The sequence below is a fragment of the Pseudomonas asuensis genome (assembly GCF_014646755.1).
Taxonomy (GTDB): Bacteria; Pseudomonadota; Gammaproteobacteria; order Pseudomonadales; family Pseudomonadaceae; genus Chryseomonas; species Chryseomonas asuensis.
Genome location: NZ_BMNW01000008.1, coordinates 56542 through 70868, shown reverse-complemented (window position 1 = coordinate 70868; position 14327 = coordinate 56542). Strand labels below are relative to the sequence as shown.

At 52.0% G+C, this 14327-nt stretch carries 12 protein-coding genes; 6 read left to right on the top strand and 6 right to left on the bottom strand.

Going from position 1 to position 14327, the window contains the following annotated elements; translation table 11 throughout:
* Window positions 1–42 precede the first annotated feature (42 nt).
* From rhaM to aldA, 6 genes are read left to right on the top strand one after another with little or no spacing between them, the layout of a single operon-like run.
* Window positions 43–369: an L-rhamnose mutarotase gene (gene rhaM, locus IEX86_RS17065; RefSeq protein ID WP_188867349.1), complete on the top strand. Its 327-nt coding sequence runs from the start codon at window positions 43–45 to the stop codon at window positions 367–369.
* Window positions 369–1427, top strand: a complete 1059-nt coding sequence (rhaT, locus tag IEX86_RS17060) for an L-rhamnose/proton symporter RhaT (protein WP_188867348.1) — start codon at window positions 369–371, stop codon at window positions 1425–1427. The genes rhaM and rhaT overlap by 1 nt, the downstream gene beginning before the upstream one ends.
* 42 nt (window positions 1428–1469) lie before the next feature.
* On the top strand, window positions 1470–2240 hold the full coding sequence (gene lra1, locus IEX86_RS17055) for an L-rhamnose 1-dehydrogenase Lra1 (RefSeq protein ID WP_188867347.1): 771 nt from the start codon (window positions 1470–1472) through the stop codon (window positions 2238–2240).
* Between the two features lie 47 nt (window positions 2241–2287).
* Entirely contained in the window at window positions 2288–3655 is a 1368-nt protein-coding gene (locus IEX86_RS17050; RefSeq protein ID WP_188867346.1) for an MFS transporter, read from the top strand.
* Between the two features lie 30 nt (window positions 3656–3685).
* The gene (locus IEX86_RS17045) at window positions 3686–4486 is read left to right on the top strand and encodes an HpcH/HpaI aldolase family protein (protein WP_188867345.1); all 801 of its coding nucleotides are present in this window, start codon (window positions 3686–3688) and stop codon (window positions 4484–4486) included.
* Between the two features lie 17 nt (window positions 4487–4503).
* Window positions 4504–5931, top strand: coding sequence for an aldehyde dehydrogenase (gene aldA, locus IEX86_RS17040; RefSeq protein WP_188867344.1), 1428 nt, complete (start codon window positions 4504–4506; stop codon window positions 5929–5931).
* Window positions 5932–6267: 336 nt separating this feature from the next.
* Here aldA and IEX86_RS17035 read toward each other — a convergent pair whose 3' ends face one another.
* The 6 genes from IEX86_RS17035 to glcC form a co-directional block, all read right to left on the bottom strand.
* The gene (locus IEX86_RS17035; RefSeq protein ID WP_188867343.1) at window positions 6268–6921 is read right to left on the bottom strand and encodes a PoNe immunity protein domain-containing protein; all 654 of its coding nucleotides are present in this window, start codon (window positions 6919–6921) and stop codon (window positions 6268–6270) included.
* A 551-nt stretch (window positions 6922–7472) separates the two neighbouring features.
* Window positions 7473–9611, bottom strand: coding sequence for a lipase family protein (locus tag IEX86_RS17030; RefSeq protein WP_188867342.1), 2139 nt, complete (start codon window positions 9609–9611; stop codon window positions 7473–7475).
* Window positions 9612–9615: 4 nt separating this feature from the next.
* The gene (locus IEX86_RS17025; RefSeq protein WP_188867341.1) at window positions 9616–10443 is read right to left on the bottom strand and encodes a hypothetical protein; all 828 of its coding nucleotides are present in this window, start codon (window positions 10441–10443) and stop codon (window positions 9616–9618) included.
* On the bottom strand, window positions 10440–11270 hold the full coding sequence (locus IEX86_RS17020) for a DUF4123 domain-containing protein (protein ID WP_188867340.1): 831 nt from the start codon (window positions 11268–11270) through the stop codon (window positions 10440–10442). Before IEX86_RS17020 ends, IEX86_RS17025 begins: the two co-directional genes overlap by 4 nt.
* A complete protein-coding gene (locus tag IEX86_RS17015; RefSeq protein ID WP_188867339.1) occupies window positions 11267–13345 on the bottom strand; it encodes a type VI secretion system Vgr family protein in 2079 nt (692 codons plus the stop codon). The genes IEX86_RS17020 and IEX86_RS17015 overlap by 4 nt, the downstream gene beginning before the upstream one ends.
* 115 nt (window positions 13346–13460) lie before the next feature.
* On the bottom strand, window positions 13461–14234 hold the full coding sequence (gene glcC, locus IEX86_RS17010) for a transcriptional regulator GlcC (protein ID WP_188867546.1): 774 nt from the start codon (window positions 14232–14234) through the stop codon (window positions 13461–13463).
* Between the last annotated feature and the right edge of the window lie 93 nt (window positions 14235–14327).

Genomic DNA, 14327 nt, shown 5'->3' with positions numbered 1-14327 from the left:
GCGGCGCGGAGGAACCGCGCCGCCAGACAAGGAACCGCCATAATGCCAACAAAAGCGTTCCGTATGACCTTGCATCCCGGGCAGACTGAGGAGTACCAACGCCGGCACGATGAGATCTGGCCTGAGCTGGTCGACGCGCTGCTAGCCGCCGGTGTCGAGGACTACCGCATTTTTCTTGACCCTGAGACGCACGCGCTCTACGCCGTACTGACGCACCGCAGTGAGCACGCCCTGGATAGCCTGCCCAATTTGCCGGTAATGAAACGCTGGTGGCATTACATGGCAGACATCATGGCAACGAACCCGGATGAGTCACCGGTAAGCGTACCGCTCTTACCCGTCTTTGTACTGACGGCAGGAGATGCCTGATGGAGGTCATCCTGCTGGGCGTCATCCTGCATTTTATTGGCGGCTTTGCTTCTGGCAGTTTTTATATCCCCTACAAGAAAGTGCAGGGCTGGGCCTGGGAGAGCTACTGGATCATTGGCGGCCTGTTTTCCTGGCTATTTGTTCCACTGATTGCCGCTGTACTCACCGTCCCCGACTTCACTCGCATTCTTGCAGAGGCAGAGGCCTCCACACTGCTCTGGACCTATATTTTCGGCGTGTTATGGGGCATTGGTGGTCTGACCTTTGGCCTGACCATGCGTTACCTGGGGCTTTCGCTGGGCATGTCCATCATCATGGGCCTGACCTCCGCGCTGGGCGCCCTGATGCCTGCGATCTACAAGGACCTGTTTACCGACGAAACCCGTGGCTCCTTTACCGAGCTGGTCGCCAGCGCAGGTGGACATTGGGTGCTGGCGGGCGTTGCCATTTCGCTTGTAGGCATTGCTATTTGTGGGCGGGCCGGTGTGATCAAGGAGCGGGAAGTCTCCGAGGCGACCAAGCAGGCGAGTGTGGCGGAGTTCTCCCTGGCCAAGGGGTGGACCGTTGCCATCATCTCGGGCGTGCTCAGCGCCTGCTTTAGCTATGGCATCTCGGCCGGGCGTCCCCTGGCTGAAGCGGCTGTAGCCCAAGGCACCAATAGCCTGTTCCAGAACAACGTCACCTTCATGCTGATCATGTGGGGCGGGCTGACCACCAACGCTATCTGGTGTCTGCTACTCAATCGGCGAAACCGCTCATTTCACAATTACACCGACTCGCAGACGCCGCTCCTGCGCAATTACCTGTTGGCTGCCAGCGCCGGCACGATCTGGTTTCTGCAATTTTTCTTCTATGGCATGGGCGAGAGCCGGCTGAACAACGACGCCAGTTCGTGGGTGCTGCACATGTCCTTCATCATCGTTGTGTCGAACCTGTGGGGGATGTATTTCCGCGAGTGGCAGGGCACCTCGGCGCGTAACAAACGCATCCTGCTGGCAGGCATTGTGGTCATTCTGGCCTCGATTGCTATGGTGGGGTATGGCAACTATTTGAAGTAGAGATGACTCGGCTCTGAATTTATCGAACCCAAGGAGATAACCATGCTGCTCGCAGACAAGACCGTCATCATTACCGGCGCCTCTCGCGGAATAGGCCGCGCCATTGCACTGGAGTGCGCTCGCCAAGGCGGTAAAGTTGTTATCGGACACAGCGGCAGCGAACCCAGCAAGCTCCAGGTGGCCTCGTTGATCCAGGAAATCGAGCAGGCCGGTAGTCGTGCAGTTGATGTAGGCGCTGATGCCGCCGACCCGGATACCGGCAGCAAGCTCGTCAAAGCCGCAGTAGAGGCCTTCGGCAGTGTCGATGTATTCGTCAACAATGCCGGTATCTGCCCGTTCCACGCTTTTCTCGATATGCCACGCGAGGTCTATTACAAGACCGTCGACACCAATCTCAATGGTGCTTATTTCGCCGTACAAGCCGCGGCCAATCAGATGAAGGAGCAAGGGCGGGGCGGTTCGATCATTGCCGTCAGCTCGATCAGCGCCTTGGTGGGCGGAGCAATGCAAACACATTACACACCCACCAAGGCCGGACTGCTGTCACTCATGCAGTCCTGTGCCATTGCCCTTGGCCTGTACGGTATACGCTGCAATGCCGTACTGCCGGGCACCATTGAGACCGATATCAATAAAGACGACCTGGCCGATCAGGAGAAGCGCGACTACATGATTAAACGGACACCCCTTGGCCGGCTAGGGGAGCCGGACGATCTGGCTGGCCCGGTCGTATTCCTCGCATCGGACATGGCCAGGTACGTCACTGGCGCTTCCTTACTGGTAGATGGAGGCATGTTCGTGAATTTGCAGTAGCAATCTCATGCGGAGCATTGCTCCAATTCGATCCTTGGAGATGCCTTATGAATAACAACAATATGCAGGCAACAACGGGTGTAACAACGGGTGTAGCGGCGAATACGGCTCCCGCAAGGGAAGCGACCATCCCGGTCAAAAGCGCCCGGCTCAAGCGTATCCAGTGGGTGGCACTGGCGCTTCTAGTGCTGTCGGGTTTCGTCAATTACCTTGACCGCAGCACGTTAGCGATTGCCAATCAGACGATCAGCCAAGAGCTGTCTTTCACGCCGACCGAAATGGGGCTTTTACTTTCTGTCTTCTCTTGGGCGTATGCCGTCGCGCAGTTACCCATCGGCGGCATTCTTGACCGTTTCGGCGCACGTCTCACCTTGGGCCTGGGAATCTGCCTCTGGTCAATTGCTCAGGGCATGCTGGGATTGCTCAGTAGCCTGAACCACATGATCCTGGCGCGTATCGGTCTGGGCATCGGTGAAGCCCCTCAATTTCCGGCTGGCGCCAAGGTTGTCAGTGAGTGGTTCAACATAAAGGAGCGAGGGCTGCCGTCCGGCATCTTCAACATGGCATCCTCCCTCGGGCCGGCGATTGCCCAGCCGATTCTCGCCGCGCTGCTTCTAGGCCTGGGCTGGCGGGCAATGTTCATCGCCATGGGCGTCATGGGGGTGGGCGTGGCGATTGTTTGGTACGCCGTCTATCGCAACCGTGATGAGGTCAGTCTTACCGCGCAGGAGCAGCACTATCTCGACGAAGGCATGGCCAAGGGTGAAAGCACGGGCCGTATGACCTTTGCTGAATGGCGCGGACTCTTCAAGCTGCGTGTGACCTGGGGCATCGTCTTTGGCTACGTCGGCATCATCTACATGCTGTCGTTGTACCTGACCTGGCTGCCTGCGTATCTGGAGCGGACCCATCACCTGTCACTTGCCAGCGCGGGCTGGGTCGCCAGCATTCCGTTCCTCGCCGGAGCCGCGGGCGTCATCAGTGGCGGCCTCTTGGTTGACCGCGTGATCCGTGGCGGCGCCAGCGTCAGCCGCAGCCGTAAATGGCCGATCTGCGGCGGCCTGATCGGTGCAGGCTTCTTCACGGTCCTGGGCGCCTATGCCCAGGGCGTCGTCCCGGTCATGGCGTTATTCAGTGCGGCACTGTTCTGTCTGAATGTAGCGGTGGCTGGCACATGGTCCCTCGTCAGTGTGGCAGTACCGTCACGTATGGTGGCCTCCCTCGCCAGCATCCAGAACTTTGGCGGCTATTTCGGCGGTGCTTTTGCACCTGTGGTGACCGGCATGGTCGTTCAGCAAACCGGCTCCTTCACGCTTGCCCTAGTCATCGCGGCTTTAATCGCACTGCTTGGCGCTGCGAGCTACTTCTTTGTCGTCAAGCTTCCTGAAAAAGGGGGCCATCTGACTTCTCACTGATCCCTAACGTTCAACACAACAGGACTTCTTATGCAGATGCCACACAACGCCTTCAAGGCAGCGCTCAAGAAAGACCAGACCACCTACGGCATCTGGGCCGGCTTTGCTACAAGCTACGCGGCGGAAATCATTGCCAGCCTTGGCTATGACTGGATGCTGATCGATGGCGAACATGCGCCTAATACCGTGCCGACGATCCTGGCCCAGCTCCAGGCGGTCGCACCCTATGCCACCCAACCTGTAGTACGGGCCGTAACCGGAGATAGCGTGCTGATCAAACAGCTACTCGATATCGGCGTCCAGACCCTAATGGTGCCTATGGTGGAAACAGCCGAGCAGGCGCGCGAACTGGTCCGGGCCATGCGCTACCCGCCCCAGGGTATCCGCGGCGTCGGCGGTGGGCTGGCCCGCGCAACCCGTTGGGACGGCGTACCGGATTATCTGGCTACTGCCCATGAGGAGCTTTGCCTGATCGTACAGGTAGAGTCGGCCAAGGGGGTCGAGAACGTCGAAGCGATTGCCGCGGTAGAAGGAGTCGACGCAGTCTTTGTCGGTCCGGCTGACCTGTCCTCGGGGTTGGGCTATCCCGGCAACCCAGGTCATCCCGACGTGCAGGCCAAGATTCGGCACGCCATCGATGCCACCCGCGCCGCGGGCAAAGTCAGCGGCATTCTTGCCCCTCAAGAGGATGACGCTCGCCGCTACCAGAGCTGGGGCTGTCAGTTCATTGCCGTGGGCATTGATATCAGCCTGATGCGTCAGGCGGCCCTGGATAACCTGCGTCGTTACAAGGAAGGCCCGGCCGTCAGCGCGCCTTCGCGAACCTATTAAAACAAGAGGACTCGGCCATGACCCAACCGTATCAGAACTTCATCAACGGTGTCTTTCAGCCCAGCAGCGAACACTTAGGGGTTTTCAATCCCGCCACTGGTGCACGCTTGACCGACGTGCCTGCCTCTAATGGCGATGATGTAAACCGTGCCATTGAGGCCGCACGTACTGCCCAAAAAGCCTGGGCAAAAAGGCCTGCCATTGAGCGCGCTGGGTACTTGCGCAAAATCTCCGCCAAGATCCGCGAGCATGCGCCTCGGCTGGCGCGCATCATCACTGAGGAGCAGGGCAAGGTCAGCGGCTTGGCTGAAGTCGAAGTCAACTTTACGGCTGATTACATTGATTACATGGCCGAGTGGGCGCGCCGCATTGAAGGTGAAATCATCACCAGCGACCGGCCCAACGAAAACATTTTTCTGTTCCGTAAGCCCTTGGGTGTGGTCGCCGGCATCCTGCCCTGGAATTTCCCGTTCTTCCTCATTGCCCGCAAGATGGCTCCAGCTTTAGTAACGGGCAACACCATCGTCATCAAACCCAGCGAAGAGACGCCGATCAACTGTTTCGAATTTGCCAAACTGGTCGCCGAAACGGACTTACCACCCGGCGTGTTCAACGTCGTCAGTGGATCGGGAGAAGTAGGCGGAACGCTCAGCGCCCATGCTGGTGTCGACATGATCAGCTTTACTGGCAGTGTGGCGACGGGTGCCCGCATCATGGCGTCGGCTTCACCCAACCTCACCAAGCTCAACCTTGAACTCGGCGGCAAGGCACCGGCTATCGTGCTGGCCGACGCTGATTTAGATCTCGCCGTCCGCGCCATCCGCGGCTCACGCATCATCAATACCGGACAGGTCTGTAACTGTGCCGAGCGCGTATATGTCGAGCGCGGCGTAGCCGATGAATTCATCTCACGTGTCAGTGCCGCCATGAGTGAAACGCGCTACGGAGATCCGCTTGCCGACCCCTCGGTAGAAATGGGCCCGCTAATCAACCAGGCCGGGCTCGATAAGGTTGCCGAACGCGTGCGTACGGCAGTCAGCCAGGGTGCTACGGTCGTCTCCGGTGGCAAGGTCGCAGACCGCCCCCAAGGGTTTCATTACGAACCCACCGTGCTGGCCGGCTGCCGCGAAGACATGACCATCATGCGTGAGGAGATTTTTGGTCCCGTCCTGCCGATCCAAATAGTCGACAGCCTGGACGAAGCAATCGCCCTGGCAAACAATTCCGAATACGGCCTCACCTCATCCGTCTATACCCGCAGCCTGAGCAAAGCCATGCAAGCCTGCCGCGAAATTGATTTTGGCGAAACCTATATCAACCGCGAAAACTTTGAAGCCATGCAAGGCTTCCATGCAGGCGTACGCAAGTCAGGGATTGGCGGCGCGGATGGAAAGCATGGGTTGTATGAATATACCCATACGCAGGTGGTGTATATGGAGTGCTAATAAAGATGCCCACCTAAATGGGTGGGCATCTTTAATTTGAAGAGCTTAATTTATTTGTGTATTTAGGAAAGCCCTTTACCAAGAGCCATAAGGTACACCGTGTGTGTCTACATACTTCTTGGATATCTCAGATAGGGGTCTGTATTTACCACCAGATGTGCCTTCATACGGTCCTGCTTTGCTATATTACTTTTTATTCGAATGGTTCCTCAAATCTTTGATCCTGTTTGAGTCTCTAATAATCGAGCAGAAACGTTGTAATGAGTTTCTGCTTGGTATTAAAACCAACAGCCTGATCAAGGGAAACGTTTTCCTGTATAAGCCTTGAGTTGTGGTTCATTCAGCTCTTTTTTGATTCCGAGCATAAGCGACTAGGTCTTTGGGATAAACCATATGACTGATTTGACTGTCATCTATGCCATAAAGATAGGCTACAGCGCCGGCTTCGAAAGCCCAGTAACCGAAGTAAGCACCTTCGGTTGAGGTCATACTAAGATGGCTGTTATGCCAAGGGCAGCTTTTGAAGGCTGGGTACCAAATTTTACAGTACTGACTGAGCAGATTTGCTGCTGACTGTTTATCTTCAGCATCAATAGCATCAATAGCATCAATAGCATCAAGTAAGGTTCTATAGGGCTGATCATGATACCATTCTTCCAAATTAGCTCGGCCAGGCTGGATTTTTCCAACTATCTCTTCATATAGAGCATCTTCTGATCTATAACTATGATCTATAATATTAACAAGCCTTTCAAATAAATCTAATCGACCTATCAGTATTGCGATGCTTATAAGCTGGAGGCTGCGTTCATAATCTTCTAAATTTTCCAAGCCTAGTGGAGACATTGAGGAGTCTCTCTGAAATAACCCCTGTGCTTTTTGGTAGCGTTCGTAGGCAAGAACTACTGATTCAAACTGACTTGAAAGATCCGACAGTCTTTTGCCAGCCGTATAGCTTAATACCCATGAAAAAAATTCATTGTCAGCCATAAGCATGGCCCTCAGTGAATCGGCTTGCTAAATTGAGTCAGCAGTAAGCTCAGCTTTTTCAAGCTTAATAATGTCCGCCGTTAAGAGCTCATGCACATGGCTATAATAGGTTTCAGTTAAAAAGCTTTGTCTGATCATCACTTTTAGGCCTCAAGACTAAAACTGTTATTATTTTCATTCTTTTGAGATGGCTTACATTTGCTTTTGTTAACGGCTATCTTCATTTCGTCTTTTTGAAATGAAAGGCCTTATGCAATCGGGGTTTAGAATCATAACTGTCTTAAGGACCGCTGCCGCATGCTCCATGGCTGACTCGCTTGGATGATAAAGCGGACTGAGGACATGGCTCATTTGCAAAAGTATTTCTACTTTTTAGCTATGGGCAATTTAAACTCTTGTGAAGTTGAAGAGTTTTGTAGGCGACTTTTTTATGCCTGATAGCTTTGGCGTTACGTTGGTTTTTGATATGTCGATGTTCCCAGTATGCTTGTTAGGTAATTGGCAGCTAACCGCATTTATGAAGCGGTTAGCTTAAGCCTTTTATAGGTCAACTAGACGTAACTGAGCTTATATGGTCTAGGTATAGAGGCTAGTTGAGGTGTTTTGGACGGTAGGTTTTCATCATGTTGTTGCCACCGGCTTATTAGGCTAGAAAGTATAGGGTTATTTATTTGAGATCCGTATACATTCTCAAGGGAAATAGGCTTTTGAGCTAGCTCCCTGATACGGCCTAAGGTACGGGGTAAACGCCTCCTTTCGGCAGCGGCGAAGCTAATAGCTTGTTCGAATTGCTGCCTGCGTAGACTTAAGGAAACTTCTTGGTGCCGATGTAGGGCATCATATTTTTGCCAGGCTTGTTTTTCCCATAACTCTAAGTTTTTTTGATAACTATAGATTTCCTTTTCTAACCATTCTTGCTCGCGTTTGGTCAAGCTTTGACCTCCCTGTGCAGCGCTAGCTTTCCAGCGTAACAGCGTTGCATGACAAGCCGGAACATATCCAGCTACTGTAAAGTGTTGTGACATGGAAGCTAGCTGTGCAATGAATAGCGCTCTGTCAGGCATGTCATTTTTAATGTTGGCTGCATAATAAGTACACGCGGCTTCTTCGATTCCCGAACATTCCGGTTGCCAAAGTACTGAGGTAGTTTCCCCTCTGCCAATAGGGAGCGGTAGAAAGTGATGAAGTGTCCCGTGGTGCTGATAATTATCACCTTTTAAATTGACAATGCCTGCCAAGAATGCTGCACCGCCTATTCCAGTTGCCCCTGTAATAAGTGCCGCTATTCCAGGGATAAATATTCGCTGGTCTGTGTCCATCCATGTTGCAGGTAGACTTGGAATAGGATCGTTATGGTTAACAAGCCGATGATGGATTAGTTCGGATGCACCTTCGACAAATTTTCTATCGCCAGCACGAGGTGCGCCGTAGGTGTACAGTAATACATCATAATTACGTTCCTCTCGACGTAGCCATTCAGCTAATAAAAGTGCAATGGCCCCCCCTAAACTATGGCCGTTTACGACAATCTTTTGACCAGAGTAAAAGTTGAATAGGTAAGGCTTTACAAATTCTTTAACCGCAAGGAAGGCCTTATAAAATCCGCGGTGCGCCTGCCCTATGCCTTCTTCATAAGGGACTTGTTTAGCATCTATATCGCGCGCAAAGTCTGGCCACTCTTGCGTACCCCTGATACCAATTAAAATCATTCGATCATCATGGCTAATATATGCTTGGGTATTAGTGTTTGTGTCGTTTAGACTGTGCAATTGCCAAGGTTTTTTTTGTTCATTTTCTTTTGTGTAATAGAGTGGATCGAAGGGAATGATTTCTAACCTTTTGGAGTAAGGAACTTCCTCTAAAATAAGATGGTAAGGGGTAACGTCTTTAAAGCGCGCAGGCTCTTCATTTAATGCGCCAGTTTCAATGTGTGCCAGTCTGCTGTTTAAGATATAGCCAATGCTGCCAGGGAAAGGATAAATTGGAGGTGTATCTTGGCCTTCAGCATATTTCTCTCCAAAATCTGAGTAAGCTAGAGTAGTAAGCAATGAGAGTTGATAGGCATCAAGCGCTGAAAATTCTGATGTTAGAGAGAGTAATGGTCGCCAAGCTGTTAAAGCTTTGATTTCTAATAGGTGATGTTTATTAGGTGCAAGACCAATGCCAAAAGATTTACCGTCATGCTGATTTGAATTGGATGCAAGTCTGATTGAAGGACGTGGTGCTAATATCTTCGATGCAGGGGGGAGATGACTAGTAAACTCCACTAGATCACGTACCTCTACTCGATAAAATTCAGCATTCTCCTTGGCTGCTAGTTTCGGGTTTGAGCTTAATTGGTTACTGTTTCGTCTTTGGGTTTGCTCAGCTACAGCTTGTAGTTGTGTGATAGGAAGGGCAAAGCCTTGGCGGTGGGTTAAATCATCATACCAAACATCTATATTTCCTTTATATTTTTCATGGAATCTAAGGATGGATGGGCCGCAATAAATAGGTTCGACTTTGGCATATCCTCTCTCGTCAAGAGTTCCTGTATGTTCGCTGCCTTGGCTATCTATTAAGGAGTAAGATAAGTTTGCATAAGGCTCGCCTTGGCCAAACTCATCAACTAATCTGAAACTAACCCAAGCCTTTTTTAATGGACAATTCTGGTCCGGGCTGGAAATTAATTTTGCAAATGATTCATCCATGTTTTTATTCCGTGCAGTTTGGGTAGACCGTGCACTCCCGGCCATCCATGCGAAACTTTCTAAATGTAGGCGGGGTTTGGCATTGAGCGTATTTTGATGTTCTAATGCAAGGCTTCCAACCAGACTCTGTTTTTAACCAAGTACCCCGGAAGTAAGGGCGTTCTTCTTTAGAGTTTTGGAACTCAACGTTAATGGTTTTTCCGTCAAGTTCATCGCGTCTTACCGAGGTGCCTACGCCGTTACGCTTATCATAGTCGTCAGGTACTTGCCAGTTTTCGTCGGCGCCATGACATACAAGGCCTTTAGTGAACACATCGTTTTTACCCATCAGCCGAAACAGCCACATGCACTTTCCCTTTAAATTCAGTCTTCCGCTGGCAGGAAAATGCTTAGCTGTTTCAGGCAGATTTGTATAAATACCTATTCGGCCGCCATCGCGACCAAAATCCCCATCTTTGGGGCTATATTTAGCGAATACAATTAGGTCTACATTCACTAACTTCATTTCGCATCCGGCCTCGTGATACGACAGCGGTATCCGATAGCTAAAGTCCTGTGGCTTGTCTTTGTATTCTGCTCGATGTTGCTCAATGTGAGTGCGAGGAACATAGCCGCCCACTCCCACACTATAAAAAGTGCAGGTGGCTGGTTCGCTCTGTTGGTAGTAGGCAGTGGTTTGAAAAGAGTAGTTCTCGGGGATTTTTCCTGTTAGATCAAAGTGCTTGCTACTAGAATAACTGACACTACTAATAGCGCCTTCCTTTATGAAAGTGCCAACCCAAGAACAAGATGTAAGGGTTGATAGAAGTAAAAGCAAAATAATTTTTTTCATTTTTCTTGAGACCTAAAGAGACTCTGGCAGCGATTAAAGTGCTCTAGGGGAGGCTCGTCTGATAGAGGCTCCCATGCTGGGTGATTGAGTTGCTTTAATCTGTTCTGCATAAGCAGGAAAAATAGCTGATATGTATCTTTCCATTGATAGCGTTCAGCTTTAGCTAAACAATCTTTCAGCCACGTGCGTATATGTAATTGCTTGGCCAGCTCAGTTGTTTCGGCTGGTTGGTTTTCCCATAGCCACTGTTCCAAGTTTAGGGTTTTAATTTCTTGCTTTATCTCGTCTGGCTCGGAGTAGAGCCAAGGGAAAGGCGGCTCTGGTAACTGAGGGAGGCTGGGGGTTGGATTGTTATATTCTTTCCATTTTTCCGCGTGCCAATATAAAACACTTTCAAAGGGTCCTAGAAGATAAGGAGCTTGTTCACGTTTCAAATAGGCGAGGCTTCTAGCTATTACGCGGGGGTCTTGAAAACGGTAAAGAGATATTTGCTCATCTTCATGTATTTCTATTCTGTCCTGTAGGTGTTTTTTTATAGCAGAAAATCCATGAAGTTCTGTACAGGCTAACCAGCCCCAGTCCCTTTCTGGATGTTGAATTAGACGTTGAATAGCTACGTTGCCCATGTCTTCAATTCTGATTAGCCAAGGCGCGATAGCAGAAAGCTCTTCATAGGAGGTCCCTTGGTAAAGATTGGCGTATTCCTTGATAGCCCCTGAGCCGAATAGCTCTGGTATAGGGTTAGGTTCGGCTAATGAGTCAATAATTAAATAGAGTGATCGCTGCTTATTTGTTTGGCTTTGGACCCACGAGTAGACAGTGCTCATCTTGCTGAATGTCCTATATCACACACACCTTCACGACATGCCTCGCATATTGGGCAACGGCTTGCACCTAACTGCCGGGCCCTTATAGCCATTTGCAGCTGTACATTGGCTAGTGCTAGCTTGGGTGGTTTCCCCGCCTTATCACTATCCGCTGCCCACGGAACAAGCGGCCCCAGGATCTGAATGCCGGAGCCGACACCAGGGCTTCCGCCTGAGTTGATGTTTACCGCTGCCCCCATCAACGTAACGCCGCTGGGGTCGAGCTTGATGAAGGCGCCGCCTGCCTTGGCGGTCAGTTCAAGGCCAGCTTCGATGACGACTTTACTTCCGGCATACAGGTGGATCTCATTACCGGTCTCGATGTATTGCCCGTTACCCAGCTTGATGTGCTGATTCTGGCCCACTGTAAGGTGGTCATTGACCTTGATCTCGGTTTTACGGTCCAGATCTGTCGTGTGGTGCTCTTCAGCCTTGAATTCCGTATAGCTATTCGCCTCGATACGGTCGTGGCGCTCATGGCCGACGCGGATCTTTTGGTCGTTCTCGATGTTCTCGTCCCAGTCCCGCTGGGCGTGGATATAGATCTGTTCCTGACCTTTCTTGTCTTCGATGCGCAGTTCGTTATACCCACCACCGCCGGGCGTGCTGAGTGTTTTGAAGACGGTGCGCGTCTTGTTAGCGGGCAGGTCATACGGGACGACGTTTTCCTTGTGATACAGGCAGCCGGTGATCAGGGGCTGATCAGGGTCAGCCTCAAGAAACGTCACCAGGACTTCCATCCCAATACGGGGAATGGCGATGCCACCGTAGCGGTCACCAGCCCAATTACTGGCGACACGAAGCCAGCAGCTGGTCTGCTCGTTGGCTTGGCCTTCGCGGTCCCAATGAAACTGGACCTTTACGCGACCGTATTCATCGCAATGGATTTCTTCGCCTTGGGGACCTGTCACGACGGCCGTCTGACTTCCCAAAACAGCGGGCTTGGGATGCTCAAGAGCCGGGCGGTAGGGGATATCCCATGGGGTAGCGGTAAAGCGGTTGCGGTAGCCCTGGGTGAAACCATCCTCTTTGGAGACGTCGCTGGTGACAGACTCTTCTAATACCTGAGGTTGGCGACCCTCATGAAAGACTTCCCGGATGAGCCAGAGGGCATTCCAAGATGTACGTGGATGGTTGGCTAAGGGGAGAAAATGCCCGCTGATTAAGCCTGCGTCGCTTTGCCCCTCTGCCAGCTGCGAATCTGACTGATGGCGCTCCAGTGCACGCTGGGAAAGATGTTTGCCCCGGGTACGGTCAGTAAAGTGGCCCGGATAGTCATAATCTTCCAGATCTGGAGAAGAAGATGAACCCTTGTAAGCCGCTTCCATCAAGAGGCGCGGCTTTTCAAAGTCGTAATCACGGCGTGTAACACGGCTGGTTCGCGTTGCCAGCCGTACACCGAAACGGCGAACAACTTCATGCTGAGCCGCTAAGCCAGAATCTTGCTGATAAGGCACAGATGAGAGCTTGGGGAAGACAGTCTGATCATCCCCAAATACAAGTACATGCCCACTGCCGCTGTGTTGAAAGTGGTAGCTCAGGCCTTCTTCTTCGCAGAGACGCTGGATGAAATGCAGATCGCTTTCATCGTACTGAACACAATAATCTCTCGGTGGATAGACCGTCTTGCCGAGCTGGAAGCGATAAGCCCCTTCGAACAGGCCATGCTCCTTGAGGATCGCTTCGATGATCTTGGGAACGGTGAGCTGCTGAAAGATACGCTGATTGACGCGGTGCGCCAGGTAGGCCAGTTGAGGCACAAGGCTGAGACGGTAACGCGTCAGGCGTTTACCCGAGTCCCCTTGAGCGGCACGGTAGATAAGTCCGTGAACACCACAACCGCTTGGGCCAAAGGCAAGATAGGCCGGCTTGTGTAGCAGGCTTTCCAGGTCAAGGTCGGGCTGCTCGCTGACGAGGTCGATATCGAAACGATACGGCTGATTGAGGGCCTCGTGGCCTTCAAAGCTCAGGACCTGCAGGTCTGTCGACAGGCCGTCGAGCGAAAGGGTGATATGGCTTTCATTTGCGTCCAGCATCCTGCTGAGCCCTCTTTCCTTGAAGAACAGGGCGCGGAGAGTGCCGAACTAGACAGTATATTACTGTGATATGCGTCACATAAATTGCCATAGGGCAATAAACCTGCCCGAATGGTTAAACCCACCCCTCCAGCCGCATCGTTGCCCGTACCAGACGCTGTTCTTCCTGTTCGATCTCTCGCAAATTGTCACGGATGCTATGGATATGATCGAGTGCCGCGCGGTGTGCTTGGTCAGGCAGGCGTTGGGTTACCGCTTGATAAAGACGCGTATGCTGCCGATCGATCTGCTTACGGTGGGGTGGGCGATGATAAAGATTAGCGATACAGGCAAAAACCGACCCTAGCAGCAGGTCGTTCAAAGACTGGAGTGTATGTACAAGGACGGGATTATGGGAGGCTTCGCTGATCGCAAGGTGGAACCCATGATCCAGCCGGGCATGGGTATTGGCATCCAATGCTTCTGGATTTTCGCAGGCCTCGCATAATTCCTTGTAACGCCGCCCAATCAGTACGAAGTCGGCTTCGGTGCCGCGGAGGGCTGCGAGCCGGGCGGCTTCGCCTTCGAGCAGGGCGCGGACTTCGAGCAGGTCAAATAGCGTTCGTGGCTGGCTGCTGAAAAGATGCAGAAGAGGGCTGGTGTCGTTTGAGGCACTGAGTCGGGCTACGAAAGAGCCGCGTCCCTGGCTTGTCTCGATAATGCCCCGTGCCCGCAGTAATCCGAGCCCTTCACGTAGGGCTGCGCGTGAGACGCCTAGCTTGTCACACAAGCGCCGCTCCGAAGGCAGCGCCTGTCCGATTTTCAGAATACCGTCGACGATCAGACGTTCAATCTGTTCGCTGACCGCATCGGCAACGTGTCTACGTTTAACGCTTTCAATCGTACTCATCGTGCTGGTCTGACCAGTTGGGAGAGTGTTAGTGAGCATGATCGCCTGATCTTTCGTCAAGCCATATGGTGTCTAGAGCGATAAGACTTTTGG